The organism is Frankia sp. Allo2 (genome assembly GCF_000733325.1).
Classification (GTDB): domain Bacteria; phylum Actinomycetota; class Actinomycetes; order Frankiales; family Frankiaceae; genus Frankia; species Frankia casuarinae.
Map to the genome: position 1 here is coordinate 40,418 of NZ_JPHT01000015.1, position 21,036 is coordinate 61,453.

A 21,036-nucleotide genomic window follows, 5' to 3' on the forward strand; every position below is an offset into this window, starting at 1 on the left:
ATTAATAGGTCGACACGCTCGGCGAGGCCCGACGCTCGGCGAATCGTCGCAGGTCAGTGATCATGCCGGCTTGCGCCGGCACCCTGTCCTGATGAGGATGTTGGTGCCGTCCGGTCCGACGTCGTCCCTCTGTGGTGCCTGCGAGCCCGTAGGTCAGTGTGGCGCGGAGGTCCTGAGGAATCCTGTCCTGCTGCCACGAGCGCGTACCTCAGAATCTTTGATGACAGGCCCTCCCCGGGCGGTCCGTGTGGATCACTGATCGTAAGGGAAGGAGGCGGTCTTTCATGGATGTGCTGATCGACCGGGTCGCCGGGTTGGACGTGCACCGGGACACGGTCGTGGCGGCGGTCCGGGTTGGCGGGCGTGGTGGCGGCCGGCGGGGGGNGGNGCGGACCTTCGCCACGACGGGAGCGGGACTGACCCGGCTGGCCGGGTGGCTGTCGGAACAGCGGGTTTCTCCGGTGGGTATGGAATCCACCGGCGTTATCTGTAGTTTTCAAGATCGAATATAGTTGTTTTGGCAGGTCAGGGCCGTCACGGACGCGTCCGCGACGGGGCGGGTCCGCTCGGCCGGATCAGTGTGCGGACCCGGGGTTGGCGTCGAGGCGCCGAGGCAGGGATAGCGCCGCGTGGGGTCGTCCGGCGCCGCGCTGGGGGCGGTCGTCACGTGACGACTGTGTCCGGGTGGCGCTNACGGGTCGTTGGGGTTGGTGTCGGTGCCGGCCGTGGCGTTGGGGCCGAGGCGGCGGCGGAGTATCAGGTTCTCCCCGTGGGCTGCGGCGAGCGCCTCGTTCAGCGCGGTGATCTCGGCGCGGTGGCGGGCTTTGAGTTCGCTGAGCTGCGCGGTCAGTGTCCGCACGACGTTGCTCGGCTGGTCCGGTTCCGCCGGTCGGGATGGCTGGGCGGTCTGTGTCGCGCGCAACTGCTCGATCCGGCTGCGCAGGCCGGTGTGTCGATAGAGGAAGTCCAGGGAGACCCCGGAGCGGGCGGCCAGGCCGCGGAAGGTGACCGGCTCGTCGGCGGCGCGCATCTCCTCGAGCGTCTTTTCGGCTCTGGTCACGGCGGTGGCGGNGCGCGNCGCGGNGGCCCTGCGCAGGTTGTCGAGGTTACCGGCCATCGGGCTGGCCTCGTCCCAGGTCGCCGGTCGCGCGGCGGGCCGTGGCGTCGGTGCGGGCGACGACCCCGGCGCCGCGGACTGGCTGCCCCTGCGCGGCGGTGTCGGCGTCGAGGGCGGCGATGACCGCTTCGAGGGCGGCCGCCTCGCGGTGGCGGCCGGCGAGCCAGACGTTGTCGGTGCCCATCGGGGTGCCGGTGCGGGCGGTGAACGCTGCCTGGCGGGTGTCGATGAGGGTCAGGGTGCGGCGGTGCTGGGCGCGCAGTTCGGGCAGGAACGTCGCGTCGGTGGTGAACTTGTCGCACGTCAGGCAGGCGTTTCCCCGGTCGCAGGACTGCCGTGGTGGCAGCAGGCAGTAGCCGTTCGGCAGGATCCGGTCGGTGCGGCTGTCGAGATGCAGCAGGTCGTAGAGATCGGCCGCCGGCATGGCGAGTTCGCGGGCGTCGGCTGTGCGCTTGCGGTAGCGCAGGAACTCCGCCTCGTGGGTCTCGGTGAGGGTCTTCGCGTAGTGCATCGTCATCGTCGGGGACAGATGCCCGAGGTAGCGCTGCACGACGTGGATCGGCACCCCGGCGTTGAGCAGGCTGGTCGCCTTCGTGTGCCTGAAGCGGTGCGTGCGCTGGAAGTCGACCAGACGGCCGACGTCGTCGCGGATATCGAGCCGGCGGGCCATCTCGGTGAGCATCCGGTGCAGGGTGCTCGACACGTAGGGCCGGTTGCCGTGGCGGTTCATCTTCTCGCCCAGGAACAGGTAACGCGGCGTCGCTCCCGGCGCGCCGTGGCGAGCGATCCATCCGGACGCCCATTCCTGTTGCGCGCGGATGATCGTCACGATCTCGCGGTCGACCAGGACCGTGTCCGGCGCACCGTCGATCTTGGTCTGTTGGTAGCGGAGCCGGGCGGCGAACGCGTCTGGCTCCTCGTCGGACGGCGCCTGCATGGCGAGCGCGCAGAGCGGGTCGTGGTCGAGCAGGAGCAGTTCGCTGATCCGCCGGCCGAGCCGCGTCTGCAGCATCATGATCCGCATGGCCTGCTCGTCGCCGAACCCTCCGTCGGCCACCGGATCGCCGAGCATCCCGATGCTGGCCATGATCTGCGTGAACGCGGCCTCGGGGATGACGTTTTGCTCGGTGTCGCGGTGCGCCACGGGGCGGGGGATCTCGCCGCGCCGGTAGAACGCCGCATGCTGCGGTCCGAGGCGCAGCCAGCCTGGGTCGCCCAGTGCCGCCGCGGCCTCGTGTTTGTGGTCGTGCATGAAGGCGTAGAACTGCTCGACAGAGATCAGCAGGATCTTCATGTGGTTCGCGGACAGCGGCTGTCCCTCGGTCGGCCCGCGGCTGGCACGCGAGGCACGGACGTGGCCGAGGTAGTCGAGCATGAGGGCCCGCACCCCCTCCGGTGTGTCGGCCAGGTGGGTGGGACGCCCGCCGCGGCTCGCGAGGAACGCGTCGAACATGGTCATGGCGAACACCCGCTGGCCGACGGTCGACCATCGCAGCGCCCCGGTCTCGAGGCTGATCTTGCAGTACCACTGCAGGCCGAGGCGCAGCCGGGACGCACTGACGCGCTGGAAGTAGATCGCCTCGCGACCCTGGGGCTCGTGCGCGCGCAGCGGGATGCGGGGATCCTCGACCGGGTTCCAGGACTCCCGCTGCCACCAGGGTCTGGTGTCGTAGGCGAGGGCGAGCAGCCGCAGGAACCGCACCAAGGTCTCCCGCACGGTCTGCGTCGAGCGCGCGGTCGGCAGCCTGCCCTTGCGCCGGTGGACCGCCAACGAGAACTGCTGACACCAGTCCCGCGCGGGCAGGTCCATCAGCGAGACGGGGCCGCGAGCGCCGAGGTCGGCGACGGCCTCGGCGAGGCGGCGGGTCAGCATCGCCACCCCCGGTAGCGCGATCTTCCCGCCCAGCTCGATCACCCTCAGGCAGCACCAGGTCAGCTCGCGGCCCATCGGCTCCGGCAGTCTCTCGACGAGGATCGCGTTGCTCGGGGCGGCCGCGGTGAACGCGTTGCGGTAGCGCTCGGGCACCGTCGCCGCCGACAGCCGGCCCAGCCGCAGGTCATCAGGAACCGTCGCCCACAACTGGTCCAGGATCACGGGGGCATATCCGCACCCCGCGGCGGCCAGGTTGTCCATGACTTCCTCGACCGTGATGTTCACGAGCACGGTCCGATCTGCCCGCCGCCGGCCACGGCCTGGGGGCGCCAGCCGGCGGTGAACGCCCGCCAGCTCGCCGCTGCTCGCGCGTCGGTGTCCTCGGTCACGTGGGCGTAGATCTCCAGCGTGGTCTGCACGTCGGCGTGGCCGAGCCGGCGGGACACGACGTGCACCGGCACCCCTGCCAGCAGCAGGGCGGTCGCGTGCGAGTGGCGCAGCCAGTGGGGCGCCCAGCCCGTCGGGACCTTCCCGGCGAGGTCGCGGCGCAGCCGGCGGACCAGGTCGTAGACCGTCTCCGGTCGCCACGGCGCGAATCGCGTCCCGCCCGCGACGTTCACGAACACCGGCGCCGTGTCCAGATCGGCCACTGCCTGGTCGACGCCGGCATCGCACAGCTGCCAGAGGTACTCGCCATAGAGCCGGTCGAGCACGTCCGACACATAGATCCGCCGGTAGCGGCCGCCCTTGACCCGGACCCGGTGCGGATGCTCCCGCGGGACGACCTCGAGGAACGGGGTGTCGCCGCGGCCGGTGTGCCAGTCCCGGTGCTGCAGACCCAGCGCCTCACCCAGGCGCAGGCCGCTTTCCGCCAGCAGCGACCACAGCAGCCGGTCACGCACCTGCCCCTGCCACCTGCCCGTGGCCGCGTCGAACGTCGCGCACGTGTCGCAGATCAGCTCGATCTGCGACGGCGTGAGCACCGGAGGTGCCTGCCGCGACGGGGTGCGGACCCGCACGNCCGCCCGCTCCCGGCCCCGCCTGCGCGCGACGTGCTCGAGCATCGGCCGGTAGGCCGCCCGCCCGCCATGCACCAGCCGAACGAGGTCGCCGCCGAGCGGCACGCCGTTGAGCTCGTGGTAGCGGTAGCAGGACGTCATAGCCCGCAGCCGGTTCGCGACCGTCGACTCGGCGACCCGCGCGGCCCGCGGCTCGATCGACACCACATCCGGCCCGTCCCCGGAACGCAGCCACGTCAGAAACCCGCCGACCCCCGCCAGCGTCACCGCGTCCCAGGCCAAGCCGAACACCGCCAGATAGCTCCACCACAGCGCGAGCGCCCGCGCATACGAGCGCACCGTGTTCGGCGAGGAGCCCTGCGCCCGCAGATACTCCAGGAACTCCTCCGCCGGCCCGACCACCCGGTAGTCCGGTCCGAGCACCGTCCAGCTCGTCGCACCGTCCGGCAGCACGAGCCGCTGCGTCCGGCACGGCTCCACAACGTCCGTCACGTCTCGTAACGTATCGACTACAGATTCGCAGTCCGTGACCGACACGCCGGACCGATTCCCGACCCGTCAACCTCCGTCACGGACGGCCTTACGGCGACGCCTGATTACGCCTGACTACTGGCGCCCGTTCTACTACCTGCTCGAGGCCCGCGGTCTCACGGTGTGGCTGGTTAACGCCCGGGACGTCAAGAANGTCCCGGGAAGACCCAAAACGGACAAACTCGACGCGATCTGGCTGGCCAAACTCAACGAGCGTGGCATGCTACGGCCCTCCTTCGTGCCGCCACCCGAGATCCGCGAGATCCGTAACCTCACCCGGCTGCGCCTGGACCTGACCGCCGAGTGCACCCGGCACCGGCTGCGGGTCGAGAAGCTCCTCGAGGACGCCCTGATCAAACTGTCGACGGTGCTGTCGGACATCTTCGGGGTCTCCGGTCGGGCGATGCTCGACGCGCTCGTCGCGGGCGAACGTGATCCGAAGAAGCTCGCGGCGCTTGCCCGCGGCCGGGTCAAGGCCACCCAGGCCGAGCTGGCGACCGCGCTGACCGGCCAGTTCACCGAGCACCACGGTTACCTGCTCTCGGTGCTGCTCGCCCAGATCGACGGCCTCGATCGGCGGATCGCCGAGCTCACCGAGCGGATCGACACCGCGATCGCCGCCCTGCCTGCCCCGGCCCACGCCGCCGCCGACGCCGCCCGCGGTGGCGAGACCGGCCCCGACGGGGACGCCACCACCGGGACCGGCCAGGGCGGCGGTGGCGCCGCGGCCCGGCCCGGCCTGGACATCCTCGACCGGCTCGACGAGATCCCCGGCATCGCCCGCCACACCGCCCAGGTGATCATCGCCGAGATCGGGACCGACATGGCCCAGTTCCCGACCTCCGGCCACCTGAACTCGTGGGCGAAACTGACCCCCCAGACGATCCAGTCCGGCGCGAAAAGCCGCACCGGGCGCACCGGCAAGGGCAACCCCTACCTGCGCGGCGCCCTCGGGGAGGCCGCCATGGCGGCGGCGAAGACGAAGACCTTCCTCGGCTCCCGCTACCGGCGCCTCGTCAAACGCCGCGGCCATCTCAAGGCCCTCGTCGCCGTCGCCCGCTCCATCCTGACCATCGTCTGGCATCTGCTGAACGACCCCACCGCGCGGTTCCATGACCTCGGAGTCGACTACCACGCCAGCCTGCAGAGCAGGGAACGCCGCAAGCGCAACGCCCTGCGCGAGCTCAAGAGCCTCAACCTGAGCGCACAGGAGATCACCGCCCTGCTCGCCGCGGCCTGACGGCCGCCGCGAGCGGAACGCCCGACCCGGCGGCCTGACGGCCGCTCTGTCGGGGCGACGACCGGACACGCCAGCACCGCTCACCGTCAGAACGGCCAGCCGGCAGCCCACGGGATCCGCCGCTGTCGCGCGCACCAGCGGCCAAGTGCCCTGGCGGGCGCGAGCGTGCCCACGTTCAGTTGGTATTTCCGGTCAGATCACGAGGACTCGTGTGGTAGCAGCGTGTCAATCTGACACCAGCACGCGCTCCCTGGACCGTCCGCCGTTGAAACGGACGGTCCGGCCGCGACGCTTCCCGAGTCGGGGCAGGTCAGACGGCTACATCAGCGGATTCCGTCAGGTTCTCCGGCCCATCTGTAGCTACCGGTGTAGCAGCGGCCCACGACCATCCGGGAGTGATGCGGCGCGCCGGACCGCGAGTGCGAACATCGCAGGTCATGAGGCTTCAACGGCCCGTTCAGAGCGGTGCGGCGCCGGATCTGCGCCTCGTGACGAACGCTTGACCAGGGCTTTTGCGCGACGCCGGATGCGATGGGGCGCGGTGCCGAGGCGATCGAGCTGGCTCGACTGTTTTGCCGCAAAGCGGACGGTCTGTCGGAAGTGTCTGTGCAGGTCAGCGGGGTGCGCGGGCGACCGTCCGCCGTCTAACTGCGGTCGCCGTTGCTACAGACGTTGCTACATAACGATCTTCAAATGGCCTCAAACGATCTCAGTCGCGAGGTAAAACCCCTGATCAGAGGTGGTGGGCAGGGGCGGGGTCGAACCGCCGACCTTCCGCTTTTCAGGCCGAAATGACCGTCATTTCGACGTCCGCGGACGTACGTTTTCGGCCGTGGAAGGCCGCCGACGTACGCGCCGGTTCGCCGGCGTTGCTACACCCGTTGCTACACCTCGACCCGTCCTTGACGAGGGTGCGGCTCGCACGGCAGCGCATCCGCTCGACCCCACGCCCGTGTGGGTCCGCGCGACTTGCCGGTGTCTGTGCCCCTCCGACGTCGCCTGGGGCCGCCCCGAGCCCGAACTCAGCACGAGGCACCGTCCTACTCACTGCCCTGTCCTCCCCCACTCCAAGAAGATCGGTTTTGCGGATGCCGGGGACAAGCCGCCGGCCATCTGCGATCACTGGCTGGCTTCGGTGCAACGCCGCCGCAGGCTGGCCGATCGGGATGGCCGTATTGCTGTCGGTCAGGGGTGGTACCCAGTGAACGGCCAGAGCGAAACCTCAGCCGCCTCGCCCTGCGAGGACTCCTCGGGCTCGGCTGGGCCCGCGTACGCCGTGAAGCTCGTGACCACAATGATCGGGATCGTCGTGGGATTGACGTTTCTGTTCGGGTTCGGGAACTCTTTCGCCCTCGGCCTGCGTTTGGGAGTTCCGGTTTTCATCGCCCCCTTGGTAGCTCCCGCGGTGGATTTGTCCGTTGTCGGGCTGCTGCTGGGTACCCGTCAGATGGCTCTGTACGGCGGCCCCGCCGACGTGCAGCGATCCGCCCGGCGCCTGCTCATCTTCGCCAGTCTGGTCACCTTGGCTCTCAACGTCGCCGAGCCCCTGATTGCCGGCCAGTACGGCAAAGCCGCGTTCGACGCCGTCNGCCCACTTCTGATGATCGGCTGGGCCGAGGTTGGCCCAGGTCTGATTCAGGCCATGCAGACTACCGGGGCGCGCGCGCCCCTGCCGACCTCACGAACCGCGGATGATTCGTATGAGTCGATGCTGATGGACCAACCACCGGTGCCCGCGCAGCCTGGTCAGGATGGCAGGGCGGAAGTGCTCTCGGCAGACGAGACACCCTGTCGGAACGGTCTGGGTGCGCGGGAGCAGGACCTGCTCCACCGGGCGCGAGCCGAAGACGTGCTGCACTGGCAGCAGCACCAGCGCCCGATCTCCGCTGAGACGCTGCGTAAACGGCTGCATGTCGGCGCCGGTACTGCCCGCAGACTGGTCGCGCAGCTACGCAGCGACATCCACGCCCAGATCGAAGGCAATGCAAGGTCAGTCGGCGGTGAGCCCCAGCAAGCATTCTGATCGACAGAGACTGAGCGATGCCCGTGCCCGCAGCTGGTCTGGTGGCNCGGGCATCGCTGCCGAGCTTCCCCTGTAGGGCTGCCGGCCAGTTATGGAAGCTGGGATGTCTTTAAGGTGCGGCAATAAGCCCGAGGTAGATGAGCCTGAAGAGCATCGCTTGACGGCTTACGACGAAGCGCCCAGCGAGCAGCCCGGCCAACTCTTCCTCGCTGCCGACCGGGCTGTTTCGGACTGTGGTCTCGAATGCTGTTCTGACCCATTTGGTGGGCATGAGAAGTGCTGCGGCGAATGAGTTCGCCTCGATCTCTTCCTGGTCTGTAGCCATAGACGACAGGCCATCCCGGAAGTTCACGCGGGCGCGTCCGTCTAGGTAGACAGTTCCACGATGTAACGTGAAGTGTCCAATTTCATGGGCAATAGTGAATCTTTGTCGGACGACAGCGTTGGCCGCATTGACGATGATCATCGTCCGGTCGGGCTCGCGGAGGAGTACGCCCGAGACCTCGTCGTCGCGGAACGGTTCCTGAACGACGGAGATCCCCTCGGCCGCTGCGATCTTGTCGACTGGCACGGGTGGAGCGGCGACGGCATGACGGGCGAGGAGGTCATGAGCTGCGCGCTCAGCGTTGCTCGCCACGGTCCTGTCTGCCTGTTCTATCTACGCCCCGACGGACCCAGTCAAGCACATGAGCAGGTGGCGCCAGGTCATCGAGGTGCGCGAGAGCCGGCGACGGTGTCGGCGGGGCGGGCAGGAGGNCGCGTGGNTCGACCCCGATCGCGTGNGNNNANNNGANNAGCTGATGGTAGAGCAGGCGCTGCCGCCCCTTCTCAATGTTNGCGATAGTCGGGCGGCTGATACCTGAACGCTCGGCGACGTCGCGCTGGGTCAGCGAAGCATGTCGACGTGTCTGGGCTAGCCGCTCTCCGAACTCCTGGTAGGCGGGCTCGATTGTCATCCTTGACCCCGTGTGCGAGTGACGCCAACATCATGTGATTGATACAAACATCCTGGACCAGGCTTGCTGTCCTTGTCAACATCCGTGGTACGGTTGCGCCGCCCTTTGATCGACTCCTGGAGGGGGGCACCCGAACGACATGAAGATCACTCATGACGATCTCGCGGTGTTTGCCGGACGCGTCGTGAACCTGCCGAAGGCGACTGCGGACGAGGATCGGAAGCAGGTGAACCACCTCCGCGAGCGCCTGCACGCGCATATCGCCAAGCACCCAAACTTCTCGCTGGTGAAGATGCTTCACGCGGGCTCGGTCGCCAAGGGGACCGCGCTTCGGAACGTCCTCGACTACGACGTCGCCGTGTACGTCCGCCTGGCGGAAGCCCCGCAGGACGGCGCGGAGCTGGTGGACTGGCTCGCGGAGCGGCTCCGGGAGGCATACGGCGGCTTGATCGACCCGTCACAGATCGAGGCGACGACCCACTGCGTCAACATCCACTTCAAGTCCAGCGGCATCGACGTCGACGTCGTCCCGGTGCTGTACGAAGGCGATCCGGACGACCGGGGCTACCTCGTCTCCAAGAGCGATGGGCGCCGGCTGCTCACCAGTGTGCGACTCCACCTCGACTTCGTCCGCGCCCGCAAGCGCGCCTGCCCTACGGACTGGGCGCAGGTCGTGCGGCTGGTGAAGTGGTGGGTCCACGCGCAGAAAGACCGAGACGCGGACTTCCGCTTCAAGTCGTTCATGGTCGAGCTGCTGTGCGCCCACCTGCTCGACACAGACAAGATCGTGTTCAGTGACTACGTCACGGCCCTGGACGGCTTCTTCGACTTGGTGGTCCGGACCGAACTGAACGAGCGAATCGCCTTCACCGACTACTACCCGGCCTACGCCCTCCCACGGCAGCGGACCGACGTGATCGAGATCTTCGACCCGGTGAACCCGGAGAACAACGCGGCACGCCTCTACACGATGAAGGACCAGCAGAGGATCGTCACGGCCGCCGAGCGGGCACTGGACGCGATCACTGAAGCCCGGCACGCCACGACGAGGGCCCAGGCCATCGAGTGCTGGCAGGTCGTCCTCGGCGACCGGTTCCGGGGTTGATTATGACCATCACCGCCACGCTCACCACCAACGAGACCTTCAGCATCGCCTCGGCGCGGTATGTCGCATCCAAGATTGCTACCGACCTGGCCCAGCTCCAGCGGTACTACGGCAAGCCGTCCGACACAGAGATCATTGACCTCGCAGCGGAAGCCACAGCCTTGGCCCACGGGGGCCACGTGGACAAGGTCATCTATGGCTTCCAATGTCGCGGCGCCTGGATTCTGACCCTGGAGTACGTCTTCGTCAACGGCACACTCACAACCGACGACCGCGCCGGAGGCGTGTGCCGGCACGCCGACGTCGTCGACGCCACGTTTACCAGCTACCTGATCCATTCACCCGCCTGGTGGCGCCTGGACGCCGCGATCCGCGACACGATCGAGAAGTCGCTGCCGATCGTGCGGACCCCGGCGGCGGCGCCGGGGTACTCCGGCGGCTTCCACACCACCGACCGCACCTACTCCGCCCAGGGGACGGGGTTCACCAGGAGCAGCTACCGCCCGCTATGAGCACAACNCCCGCCGAGATCTTCGACGACGACCTCGATCTCCCAGACCCGCTCGCCCTCCGGCGCTACACGGCGCTGGTCGGGCTCGACCACATCAAGACCCGCCTCCTCAAGGAAGCGGAGGTCATCCTCAAGCCCTCGCTGTTGGAGGACTGGAGCACCGCCATGCACGGGGCCGTGCTGCCCGCCGTGAGGCTGATGGCCCACCGCCCACCTTTGATCATTTTTAGCGGAGATGTCGGAACCGGAAAGACGACGCTCGCCGAGACCTTCGCCGACGCCATCGCTCGCGAGCATCACATCACCGTGCGCGTCAAACGGCTCAGCTTGCGCACCCGCGGGAGTGGCATCGTCGGCGAGATGACCCGTCTGATCGGGACAGCGTTCGACACGATCATTGCCGAAGCCCGAGCAAACCGTGGCCGCCGGCCACTCATCCTGGTGATCGACGAGGCCGACGCCCTCGCACAGTCCCGCGAAGCCAGCCAGATGCACCACGAGGATCGGGCCGGCGTGAACGCGCTGATCCGCGGTATTAGCCAGATCGCCGCGGAAGAGCTCGCTGTTCTGGTGATCATGTGTACCAACCGTGGGGACGCGCTCGATCCCGCCATCCGCCGCCGGGCCGCCGCCGAATTCGACTTCAGCCGGCCAGACGACAGCCAACGCGGCGCGGTCCTCGCAAGGATCTTCGATGGCGTCACCCTCAGCGAGGGGGAGATCGCAACTCTCGTGCGGCTCACTGGCCCGAATGGNCGTGGCTACGGCTTCACCTACTCCGACCTCACCGACCGCCTCGTTGCCTCCACCTGCCTGGCCGCCTACCCCGACCAGCCTGTCACCGCACAGATGATCATCAGCCAGGTCAAGGCGAACCCGCCCACGCCCCCGTTCACCTCGCGCCACTGACGCGCCATGGCAGCCGACAGCGGCAGGCCCAGCGCGAGCGGCGCACGCGTCACCGGCGATGACCTCCAGTACGCAGTCGCCTGGCACGCCGCGCTGCGCACCCTTGTGCCACACTCGGGCGCCAACGCCGTCACTGTCGAGGCGGTGACGGCCGGCAACGTGGACGACGTCGTCATCGGGAAGGCCCACGGGCCGGACGACTACATGCAGGTCAAGGCCAGCGTCACAGCCGAGAAAGCAGCGACCATTGAGTGGCTGACCGCGCTGTCGGGCAAGCGAGGCCCCAGCATTCTCCAGCGGTTCTACCGCACCTCGCAGCAGCTGCGGGTCGACGGTGCCCACCCGAGGCTGACCCTGGTCACGAATCGGTCCATCCACCCCGACGACCCGGTGCTCACCCTGCGAGACCGCAATGATCACTTGGCGGATCGGCTGTGCACCGCGACTAATGCAGCTACAGCGGCCGGACGTCGAAACCTACTCCGTCACCTCGACTGCACCGACGACGAGCTGTACGAATTCCTGTCCAACCTGCGGCTACACACCGACGCATCCGAAGCTGCCTGGCGCGACTATCATATCCGAGACATAAGCCACGCGGCGGGTGTCCAAGCAGACGAAGTCGCCTACCGGCTCGGAATCGCCGAAGTTCGAGAGTGGGTCAAAACCAGCCGCAGCCAGAAACGACCAGCCGACATCGCGGCCGCCATCGACCGCCTCGGCATCCGGGCGCAAGAGCCATTCACCATGGTTGCCATCAACGCCCTCGACGAAGGCTTCACAAACCCGGACGCCCGCGTGACGCTCGACTGGGTGGACCGATTCCGAGGAAGCGAGGCCCGCAGCCGACGCGGTCTCAAGAACCCCAAGGAATGGGAAACAGTTCTTCGGCCACAACTCATCGACGCTCAGCGGACGTTGCGCAGCCTCGGCGCGAAACGCATCCTCATCACCGGCACCATGCGACTGCCGACCTGGTTCACCGCTGCCGTCATGTTCCAGGAGACAGCCGGATTTATCCCCGCCAAGACCAAGGACGGCCAACTGTGGCTCAAACCCGGCGGAACGATCATGCCCGCTTCCATCTGCCTCTCGTCATCGATCGCTGAACTTCGGCCAGGCAGCGAGGTCGCACTCGCGCTCGCGATCTCCGCCGACCTGACCCCAGACGTCACCAGCTACATCGCTAGCACTGGACGCGATATACCCATCATCACGATCAGCCTGCCCTCCGGAATCTCGGGTAGTAGCATCGCCGACAGAGATCACGCATATGCCGTCGCGTTGGCCGTTCGCGACCTGAGCCGGCAGATCGCGCGCCGTGTCAATCCGCCAATACTCCACCTCTTCATGGCGGCGCCATCCGGCTTTGCGGTGCTACTCGGCGGCGTGTGGGATCGGGTTCCCGCCACCCAGACCTACGAAGACCTCGCCGCGTCCGGCTACGAGCCGGCGTTCTTCCTGCCCAACTGAACAACGCCCGCAGCATCGATCTCCGCCGGGACCTGCGGCAACGAGCTACCCGTCGGCACGGCGTGTAACCACACCGTGCCCCGGATGGGCGATCGACGGCCCTGATGCCGTGTCCGGCGCGCAAGATCACGAACAGCCATCCAGAACACCGGAACCCCCGAAAAACCCGTTCCTGGTCCGGCTGTCGTGAAGTTCAGAAGAGGCGAAAGCAGCACCGGATCTGCGGCATTGACCGGACGGGAAAAACGGAGCAACCACACCAGGAGGAGAGCGAATTTCGCGGGCACCGGCGGCGGTCCTCTGAGCAGGACCTGATTCACCGAGAACGCGCAGAGGACACCCTTCACTGGAGTACACACAGCCGGCCGATCTCCGCCGAGACCCTCCGTAAACTGTCAAGGGCCATTGAGAACGGGCTCTGGCACAAATTCCGTGATGGCCCGGTGGGCGGGCCGGCGCGAGGCCTCGTGGATCATGACGGGTGGCAGTCCTTGACCCGATCCATGTCCTGTTCCCTCACTTCGCCGGCTTGATCGTCGAGGAGATCGTGCGTGCTGGGCGGTCAGTGCGTGTGCTCGCCCGGAGCCGGGCTACTGCGGGGGTGTGCCCGGGGTGCGGCGTCGAGTCGGTGCGGGTCCACAGCCGCTACGAGCGTCGGGTGGCGGACAGTCCGGTCGGCGGTCAGGAACTGGTGGTGCACCTGCGGGTGCGACGGTTCTTCTGCGCGACCGTCGATTGTGCGCGCCGGACGTTCGCCGAGCAGATCCCCGGGCTGACCGTCCGCTACGGCCGGCGCACCCTGCTGCTGGGGCAGGTGTGGGAGTCGGTCGCGACGGCGCTGGGCGGCCGGGCCGGGGCCCGGCTCGCCGGGCGGCTCGTCGTCGCGGTCAGCCGGGCGACGCTGCTGCGCCTGGTCCGTGCCCGTCCCGACCCGGACGTCGGGGCGGTGCGGGTGCTCGGGGTCGACGACTTCTCCTGGCGGCGCGGGCACAGCTACGGCACGGTCCTCGTCGACCTGGAGGCCCACCGGGTGATCGACCTTCTCGCCGAGCGTTCCGCCGACGCGTTGGCAGCGTGGCTGGACGCCCATCCTGGCGTGGGGGTGATCTGCCGGGACCGCGCAGCCTGTTACGCCGAAGGCGCCGCACGCGGCGCGCCGACCGCGACGAACGTGGCCGACCGCTGGCACCTGTGGCACAACCTGTGCCAGGCGGTCGAGCGTGCTGTGGGCCGGCTGCGGCCCCAGTGGCGTTCGCCGTGCCCCGAGCCGGCCGCGGTGGCCGTACCGGTCGTGCCTGTGGAGCTTGAAGGCGCGCTCGCGGCGCGTACCCGAGCCCGCCACTCTGAGGTCCACGCGCTGGTTGCGACCGGACTGCCGCTGTCCCGCATCGCCGAGCGGCTCCGGCTCAACCGCAGGACCGTGCGCCGGTTCGCGCGCGCCGCCACCCCCGAGGAGCTGCTCGGCTCGGGGCCCGCTGGCCGGCCCAGCGTCCTCGACCGCCATGCCGACTACCTGACCGCCCGGTTCACCGAAGGCGCCACGAGTACCAGCCTGCTGCGGGAGGAACTGCGCGAACGCGGCGTCCACGTCAGCGAACGCACGGTGCGACGGTTCGTGGCCCGGCTCCGCGCCGGCACCCCCGTCCCCGAGCGTCCGACCGACCCCACCCGCAGGGAGGTGACCGGAGCACTTNCCCGCCATCCCGACGAGGTCGACGACGGCGACAAGGCCCGCCTCGCCGAGCTGTGTGACCGCTGCCCCGAGCTGGCCTTAGCCCGTGAGCTGGTCGCCTCGTTCGCCGACCTGCTCGTGCACCGCCGCGGCCTGGCCGCGCTGCAGAGCTGGACCGAGCGGGCTGAGGCCAGCTCCCTGCCCGAGCTNGCCAGGTTTGCCACCGGACTGCGTAGCGACTGGCAGGCGGTCACCGCCGCGCTGACGTTGCCCTGGAGTTCCGGCCAGGTCGAGGGCCAGGTCAACCGAATCAAGATGCTGAAACGCCAGATGTACGGTCGAGCCGAGCCCGACCTGCTCCGCAAACGCGTCCTCCTCGACCGTTAAAGATCAAGGTCCTTTGTTCACGGAATTTGTGCCAGAGCCTGAGAACGGCCCGGTGGCGGTCATGGTTCCGGCCCGGTGGTGGCCACCAGATCTGCCCACTGGCGGCCACCGTTTCGGCGCGGCTTTTGTGTCAGGCCAGGGCTTTCACCCCCTTGCCTGCGAGGGCTTGAGCGAGGCGGACGCTGTCGCCGCTGGTCTGGCAGAGGTGGGCGTGGTGCAGGAGCCGGTCGACGGTCGCGGTCGCGAGGGTCTTGGGCATGATCTCGTCGAAGCCGGCGGGGTGCAGGTTCGAGGAGACCGCGATCGACCGTTTCTCGTAGGCGGCGTCAACGAGCCGGTAGAGGCCTTCGGCGGCGTCGGGCCCGACGGGGAGCAGACCGATGTCGTCGACGATAATCAGGTCGGCGCGGAGGATCTTCTCAACGGCCTTGGTGACGGTGTCGTCGGCGCGGTGGGCGCGGACGAGGACGCCGAGGGCTTCGAGGGTGAACCAGGCGACGTGCAGCCCGGCCTCGACGGCGGTCTGGCCGAGGGCTTCGAGCAGGAACGTCTTGCCGGTGCCGGCGGGGCCGGCGATGACGAGGTTCTCGCGGCGGTGCACCCATTCCAGGGNTTGCAGGGNCTGCTGGGTCGGGGCGTCGACGTTCGCGGGGTGGGGCGGTCTCGGGTAGTTCCTGTCCGGTGAGGGCGCGGTAGATCGTGCTCAGGGGTGCCCAGGCAGCAGCGCACTCCGCGCGGCCGGGGCGTAGCAGCCACGGCGGGCACACCTCGACGTCGATCTCGGCGTCGAGGATCTTCTCCAGCGCGGTCATGACCCGTGGCTGCGGCCGAGCGCTCTCACCGTTACTCATGCGGCGACGCCTGAGGGCGTCGCGAGCCTGGTGGTGCCGACCTGCCTGTCGCTGTGAATCGCAGGAGCCGAATCAACCCTCCTGTCACAATTTGGTATGACTATGCTTCACTTCGTAGTTGCGTCAGACCCTGGGTTCACCGGCAGGCGGGATGGCTGGTGAGACGGGTTGGTGGCGAGGGGGGCTTGGGGATGGAGGAAGGGTCTATGGCGGGCGGGNCGGGNGGAGGTTCGTTCGAGCGCCTCGACCTGACGCCGTCGCCGCGGCTGCTGGAGGNGCTGGGCGACATCCCCTATCAGCCCTGGCAGTGCTTGGCCGAGTTGATCGACAACGCGTTCGACGACTTCCTCGCCGATGATGAGCGGGACCCGTCGAACCCGCCTGCCGTGCAGGTGACGCTGCCGACACCCAGGACAGTTGAGGGCGGCGAGATCGTTTGCGTGTCGGACAACGGTCGCGGGATGAGCAAGGAGGATTTGGAGCGGTCCCTCCGAGCTGGTTACAGCAACAAGTTCCGCTACGGAACGCTCGGCCTGTTCGGCATGGGGTTCAACATCGCGACCGCGCGTCTCGGCTCCCTCACTGAGGTGCGTACCACCCGGTCGGGCGACACCGACTGGCTGGTGGCTGAGATCGACTTCCGGCGGATGGAGCGGGAGAGCACCTTTAGCATCCCGTTGAGGCGAGAGCCAAAGGATGACCCGGGGCTTCACGGGACCGAGGTGACCGTCAGGCGCCTTCGTCCGGAGACACGCGACCGGCTACGCCGGCCGACAACCGTAGCGCAGGTACGTGAGCGCCTCGGCAAGGTCTACTCCTACTTGCTCCGACAAGGGAACGCGGTTAGAGAACTGCCTGAACCGGTGTTGGCCGGCCGAGGCTTCGGGCTCTATGTCAATCAGACGCGGGTGAGGCCATGGCTACCTTGCGTATGGTCGCCGAGTCGCGGTGTCGATTACCGTGGCACCCGGGTTCCAGCGGTCATCGAGATCAACCGTGAGCTTCAGCCTGCGTGGGCGTGCATGAGCTGCGGCCATTGGCATCAGCATGATCCCGAGCGGTGCTTGAAGTGCGAAAGCGAGAATCTGGAGCTTCGCGAACGCCGTGTCGTCGGATGGGTCGGCCTTCAGCGTTATCTGGACAAGAACGATTTTGGTATCGACCTGCTCCGCAATGGCCGAAAAATTTTGATGTCAGATAAGAGTCTTTTCTCCTGGGAAGATCCGGACACCGGCGATGTTTTGCTGGAGTACCCGATCGAGTTTGGTAGTACAACCGGCGGCCGGATCGTCGGCGAAATCCACCTGGACCACGTACCAGTCCACTATCAGAAGAACGATTTCGAACGAGGACGCGAGTGGCTGACGGCAGTCCACATCGTCCGCGGCGAGGGCCCCCTTCAGCCTCGGAAGGCACAGGGAAAAGGTTTCAGTGAAAATCAGTCACCTCTCGGTTGGATCTTCAGCGCCTACCGTAGGAATACCGCGGGTCTGAAGCGCCTAATTCCGGGTGACGGCCAGAATCCGCTGCATGAACGCGCCCGCGAGTGGGCTGTCCGGTTTCGGCAAGGTCAGGCTGACTACCTTACCGATGAGCGGTGGTACGAGGCGGCGGCGGAGCACGATCGGATAAGGACCGGCCAGGCGGACCCGCCGTCACCCCCTCCGCCCGGGAACCAACCCGGCGGAACGAAAGACCCAGGTCAAACACCGGATGACCTGCTCACCCGGACCGGGCTCGGCGTGTCGCAGCCTGCTACCGGCGGTGGGNCTGCTCCGGCTGGCCCCGACCCGCGTCCGGAGACGGAAGACGAGCGGTTCCGCCGATACCGGGCGGCCGCGCGGCGGTTGCCGGACCTGTGTGGTGATGTTAGCCTTCCGCAGCTTGGCCGTCGCAGGGTGGTGGTCTATGAGACCTCCGAGCGGCTCATTGACGCGAACGGGCAGGAGACACCATCCTTGTCCCGCAGCGCACGCGGGGAGCTGACCATCTTCGTCAGCGGTACTCACGCGGTTTTTCGTGAGTGTGGTCGCGACCCGCGCGACTACGCAATTATGACGCTAGCGGAAGGGCTGCGAACCGAGGCTCGCAGCAACGACGCCATCGCGCGTGTGGCCGCCGACATCACTGAACGGCTGCCGGACCAGAGGTTCACCGACGCGGCGCTGCGAGAGCGTGTCAACAATCTGCTCCAGAGTGTCCGGGAGACGATGGCGCCCGTCGCAGCAGACCATGCTGCGGCTTTGTGGGCCTGTCTGCCAATCAGTGAGAAAGAGGCTGCGGAACGCAACGCTGGAGCCACCGAGCCGCGGCTTGTCTGGCCGGAAGCGACAATGGATGGGCGCTTCGTCGCTCATATTGGTGCGGGCGCCGTCGCGGCGATCATCCGCGGACGACCCGATCTCGTGCTGGACGGAATCGTCTTCGGCACCACGTGGGCCACCTGGCCCAGCCATGACGCCAAGGCACGTCAGGTCGAACGCCTCGCGCGTCGCTTCGACGCCCTCGCGGAGTTCATGTCGAGTACTGACGCCAAGAGCCGTCTCGACCTTGCCATGGTCCGGCTGGTATTGGACATTCTAGACCAAGAGACCAAGTGGGAGGAGGTGGAGTGAAGACTTCCTTCATGGACCCCGCGTTCCTTCACGAGATTGGCCCTGTCGCGTTTGCCCGGCAGGTGGAGCGCCTGCTGCGGCATCTGGGGTTCACCAACATCGTCAATATCGACGGTTCCAATGATCAGGGTGGCGACCTTCTCGCCGACCGCCTCGGCGAGCGGTGGGTTTTCCAGGCAAAGTGGAAGGCAAGGGCGGCGGTACCATCTAGCGCGATTGACGAGGTCGTTCGGGCGCGCGCTTACTATCAGACGGATCGGGCTGCCGTCGTCACAAACTCCCGCTTTGGTCCTTCAGTTGACCGACGCCGCGACGAGCTGCTGCGCGTAGGGGTGCGGGTCGACCTGTGGTCAGGCAAGGAGCTCGTCGAGCTCTACGCCGACGAGCGCGTCACCCGTCCGCGCTTGCCTGAGCGTCCCCTACGGCCATACCAGGCGGAGGCGTTCCAGCGGTTGGTAGAGGATCTTGAGGAACACGGTAGGGCGTTACTCGTCCTCGCTACTGGACTCGGGAAGACCGTCATCGGTGGTGAGGTCATTGCTCGCCACCTTCGCCGTCGGCCGGCTGACCGTGTCCTCGTCGTGGCGCACACGAAGGAGTTGGTCGAGCAGCTAGAGCGGGCGCTATGGCACCACGTCGGTAAGGAGACCCGTACCCAGCTCCTGACTGGGGACCACAAGCCGGACGACCTGCGCGGGATCACCTGCGCCACCGTCGCGAGCGCTCTGTCCTATGTGAAAGGAGGCTATCGACCGGGGCTGGTGATGGTGGACGAGGCTCATCACGTCGCCGAGGACGGGCAGTTCGCGGAGCTACTCGATCTCCTTCGTGACGTGCAGCACTTCGGAGTTACCGCGACGCCCTGGCGTGGAGACCGGTTCGACATCCGGCATCGTTTCGGCGAACCCAGTTACACCCTCGGCATCGAGGATGGGATGCGGCTCGGTTACCTCGCCGAAGTACGGTACCGCCTGTTTGCCGATAACATCGACTGGGATTTCGTTCGGGAAGCGAGTCGTCACCGATATACCATTAAAGATCTTAATGCTCGGCTATTCGTAGCGGAACGCGACGAGGCAATCCGCGATCAGCTAGTAGACACCTGGGCACGTACAGTTGAGCCTCGCGCCGTAGTGTTCTGCCGCACGATCGAACACGCCGAACGGATGGCCACCCTCCTTAACGGAGTGCCGCAATGGCGAGGAGCCGAGGCAGTCCACGCAAGCCTTGACCAGCGAGACCGGCAACTTCGCCTGATGAGGTTCCGCTCCGGTGAGACACCGATCATCACCGCGGTCGACATTCTCAACGAAGGCGTCGACGTACCTGACGTGAACATCATCTGTTTCGCTCGCGTTACTCACAGTCGGCGGATCTTCGTTCAACAGCTGGGTCGTGGCCTGCGTCTACGAGAGGGCAAGACGCATGTCGAAGCCCTCGACTTCGTTAGCGACATCCGGCGGGTCGCCGCGATCATGAATCTGCGAGAGCGGGTGTCCGCCGACGAGATCGAGACGCTACGCTTGTCCGGCGCTGGCACCCGGTTTGAGTTCATGGACCGAGCCGTCGAGAGCCTAATGCAGGAATGGATCAAGGACGCGGCAAGCCTGGAGACGGCGCTGGACGAAGCACGACTACAGTTCCCCTCCCCTGAGGTCTTCTCGGGTACATGGCATGAGTGACATCCCCGAACCGCTACGCCGCGAGATCATCGCGGAGATCTTCGACCGAGCCGACCAGCTCGACTGGGATGGCCTCAGCCAGGCGGAGCGCTCCAGGGCCTACGACAGCTGGGTTGATGATCCCCAGATTGGGGCGGTCCTTCTCCGCTTCCTCGCTCCCGAACGCGCCAGAGTGTGGATCAAGGACGTGCCGATGAAGCACTACGATCGCGCCCGCCGCGGNATCGGCCCCTACGCCCCCCTGGTACGCCGCCGGCTTCCTGGGCCCGATCATCTGGCTCGTCAGGTGCTCGGCCCTGGCTGGTCCATCCGGGAGCAGACCATTCGCGCTAAGCCCAACCGCTGCGAAGTCAGCGACGGCCGCACCGATCGGTTGATGATTTGGGGGAAACCGGCCAACTTTCGCGCGCTGATCTGGGCGGGTATCAACGCTGAGGTCGACCACGAGCCCACGCCCCTCCTCGTCGTCGTCAGTCGCCAGGGACAGCGGTTGAGCGACGGGGAGATCACCCGGCACGCCCTTCTGGCAAAGCAGGCGGGACTCGAAGTTCGACACACCACAGTGCGTGATACTCCAACCACGGGGGCGGACTGACGATGCGCGATCCAGAGGTCACCAGCAGGATCATGTCCGCCGTCAGGTCCCGGGACACCAAGGCCGAGGTCGGTCTCCGTCAAGCATTGTGGCGACGTGGGCTACGTTACCGTATTCGTAGCCGTCTACCTGGGAAGCCCGACATTGTCTTCCCGACACCTCGTGTGGCCGTCTTCGTTGATGGTGATTTCTGGCACGGTAATGCCTGGCGGGTGCGCGGCATGCCGACCTTCGATAGTCAGTTCGAGCGGATGAACAACCCTGACTTCTGGCGGAAGAAGATCCGGAACAACATGGCCCGCGACGAGCGGGTGACCCATGAATTGCAACAGGCAGGGTGGACCGTCTACCGAGTCTACGAGTCACGGCTCCAGAAAAACCTCGGCGACGTCGCGGACGAGGTCGAATACCTCGTACGCTCCCAAGCCTCTCGACACACCTGAAAAAATTCGACATAATAGGCCTAAGGTGGACAAC

Annotated in this window: 14 protein-coding genes and 2 pseudogenes; 10 read left to right on the forward strand and 6 right to left on the reverse strand. The window is 67.1% G+C overall.

Annotation, left to right across the window (positions count from 1 at the left end):
* Positions 1 to 496: 496 nt before the first annotated feature.
* From ALLO2_RS23340 to ALLO2_RS12310, 3 genes are read right to left on the reverse strand one after another with little or no spacing between them, the layout of a single operon-like run.
* Positions 497 to 1,117, reverse strand: coding sequence for a DUF6262 family protein (locus ALLO2_RS23340; protein WP_051875134.1), 621 nt, complete (start codon positions 1,115 to 1,117; stop codon positions 497 to 499).
* Positions 1,107 to 3,281 (reverse strand): tyrosine-type recombinase/integrase, encoded by a 2,175-nt coding sequence (locus ALLO2_RS12305; RefSeq protein WP_051623989.1) that lies wholly within the window; start codon positions 3,279 to 3,281, stop codon positions 1,107 to 1,109. The genes ALLO2_RS23340 and ALLO2_RS12305 overlap by 11 nt, the downstream gene beginning before the upstream one ends.
* The gene (locus ALLO2_RS12310; RefSeq protein WP_198030992.1) at positions 3,272 to 4,501 is read right to left on the reverse strand and encodes a tyrosine-type recombinase/integrase; all 1,230 of its coding nucleotides are present in this window, start codon (positions 4,499 to 4,501) and stop codon (positions 3,272 to 3,274) included. The genes ALLO2_RS12305 and ALLO2_RS12310 overlap by 10 nt, the downstream gene beginning before the upstream one ends.
* A 34-nt stretch (positions 4,502 to 4,535) precedes the next feature.
* On the opposite strand from ALLO2_RS12310, the gene ALLO2_RS12315 reads away from it, so the two are divergent.
* Both ALLO2_RS12315 and ALLO2_RS12320 read left to right on the forward strand, forming a co-directional pair.
* Positions 4,536 to 5,780 carry an IS110 family transposase gene (locus tag ALLO2_RS12315; RefSeq protein WP_232235058.1) on the forward strand — a complete coding sequence of 415 codons (1,245 nt, stop codon included), beginning with the start codon at positions 4,536 to 4,538 and terminating at the stop codon, positions 5,778 to 5,780.
* Between the two features lie 1,201 nt (positions 5,781 to 6,981).
* Positions 6,982 to 7,803: a hypothetical protein gene (locus ALLO2_RS12320; protein WP_035732211.1), complete on the forward strand. Its 822-nt coding sequence runs from the start codon at positions 6,982 to 6,984 to the stop codon at positions 7,801 to 7,803.
* Positions 7,804 to 7,912: 109 nt separating this feature from the next.
* On the opposite strand, the gene ALLO2_RS12325 is transcribed toward ALLO2_RS12320, so the two are convergent.
* Positions 7,913 to 8,374 (reverse strand): ImmA/IrrE family metallo-endopeptidase, encoded by a 462-nt coding sequence (locus tag ALLO2_RS12325; RefSeq protein ID WP_049760801.1) that lies wholly within the window; start codon positions 8,372 to 8,374, stop codon positions 7,913 to 7,915.
* A 49-nt stretch (positions 8,375 to 8,423) separates the two neighbouring features.
* Positions 8,424 to 8,759 (reverse strand): annotated as a pseudogene (locus ALLO2_RS28230) (helix-turn-helix transcriptional regulator).
* A 139-nt stretch (positions 8,760 to 8,898) separates the two neighbouring features.
* Between ALLO2_RS28230 and ALLO2_RS12330 the strand changes: the two are divergent.
* The 5 genes from ALLO2_RS12330 (at position 8,899) to ALLO2_RS12350 (ending at position 14,816) form a co-directional block, all read left to right on the forward strand.
* Complete coding sequence (locus tag ALLO2_RS12330; RefSeq protein ID WP_011434601.1) at positions 8,899 to 9,864, forward strand: CBASS oligonucleotide cyclase; 966 nt, start codon at positions 8,899 to 8,901, stop codon at positions 9,862 to 9,864.
* A 2-nt stretch (positions 9,865 to 9,866) separates the two neighbouring features.
* Complete coding sequence (locus ALLO2_RS12335) at positions 9,867 to 10,376, forward strand: hypothetical protein (protein ID WP_011434600.1); 510 nt, start codon at positions 9,867 to 9,869, stop codon at positions 10,374 to 10,376.
* The gene (locus ALLO2_RS12340) at positions 10,373 to 11,284 is read left to right on the forward strand and encodes an ATP-binding protein (protein WP_011434599.1); all 912 of its coding nucleotides are present in this window, start codon (positions 10,373 to 10,375) and stop codon (positions 11,282 to 11,284) included. Before ALLO2_RS12335 ends, ALLO2_RS12340 begins: the two co-directional genes overlap by 4 nt.
* Positions 11,285 to 11,290: 6 nt before the next feature.
* A complete protein-coding gene (locus ALLO2_RS12345) occupies positions 11,291 to 12,757 on the forward strand; it encodes an SAVED domain-containing protein (protein ID WP_011434598.1) in 1,467 nt (488 codons plus the stop codon).
* 481 nt (positions 12,758 to 13,238) lie between these two features.
* Positions 13,239 to 14,816, forward strand: a complete 1,578-nt coding sequence (locus tag ALLO2_RS12350; protein WP_035732214.1) for an ISL3 family transposase — start codon at positions 13,239 to 13,241, stop codon at positions 14,814 to 14,816.
* Positions 14,817 to 14,946: 130 nt separating this feature from the next.
* Here the strand turns inward: ALLO2_RS12350 and ALLO2_RS12355 are convergent.
* Positions 14,947 to 15,456, reverse strand: a pseudogene (locus ALLO2_RS12355) (ATP-binding protein); the annotation flags it as partial.
* A 417-nt stretch (positions 15,457 to 15,873) separates the two neighbouring features.
* On the opposite strand from ALLO2_RS12355, the gene ALLO2_RS12360 reads away from it, so the two are divergent.
* From ALLO2_RS12360 to ALLO2_RS24420, 3 genes are all read left to right on the forward strand, one after another.
* Positions 15,874 to 18,282 carry an ATP-binding protein gene (locus ALLO2_RS12360; protein ID WP_035732216.1) on the forward strand — a complete coding sequence of 803 codons (2,409 nt, stop codon included), beginning with the start codon at positions 15,874 to 15,876 and terminating at the stop codon, positions 18,280 to 18,282.
* Positions 18,279 to 19,964 carry a DEAD/DEAH box helicase family protein gene (locus tag ALLO2_RS12365; RefSeq protein ID WP_023841383.1) on the forward strand — a complete coding sequence of 562 codons (1,686 nt, stop codon included), beginning with the start codon at positions 18,279 to 18,281 and terminating at the stop codon, positions 19,962 to 19,964. Before ALLO2_RS12360 ends, ALLO2_RS12365 begins: the two co-directional genes overlap by 4 nt.
* 597 nt (positions 19,965 to 20,561) lie before the next feature.
* Positions 20,562 to 21,002, forward strand: coding sequence for a very short patch repair endonuclease (locus ALLO2_RS24420; RefSeq protein ID WP_023841385.1), 441 nt, complete (start codon positions 20,562 to 20,564; stop codon positions 21,000 to 21,002).
* Positions 21,003 to 21,036: the final 34 nt, after the last annotated feature.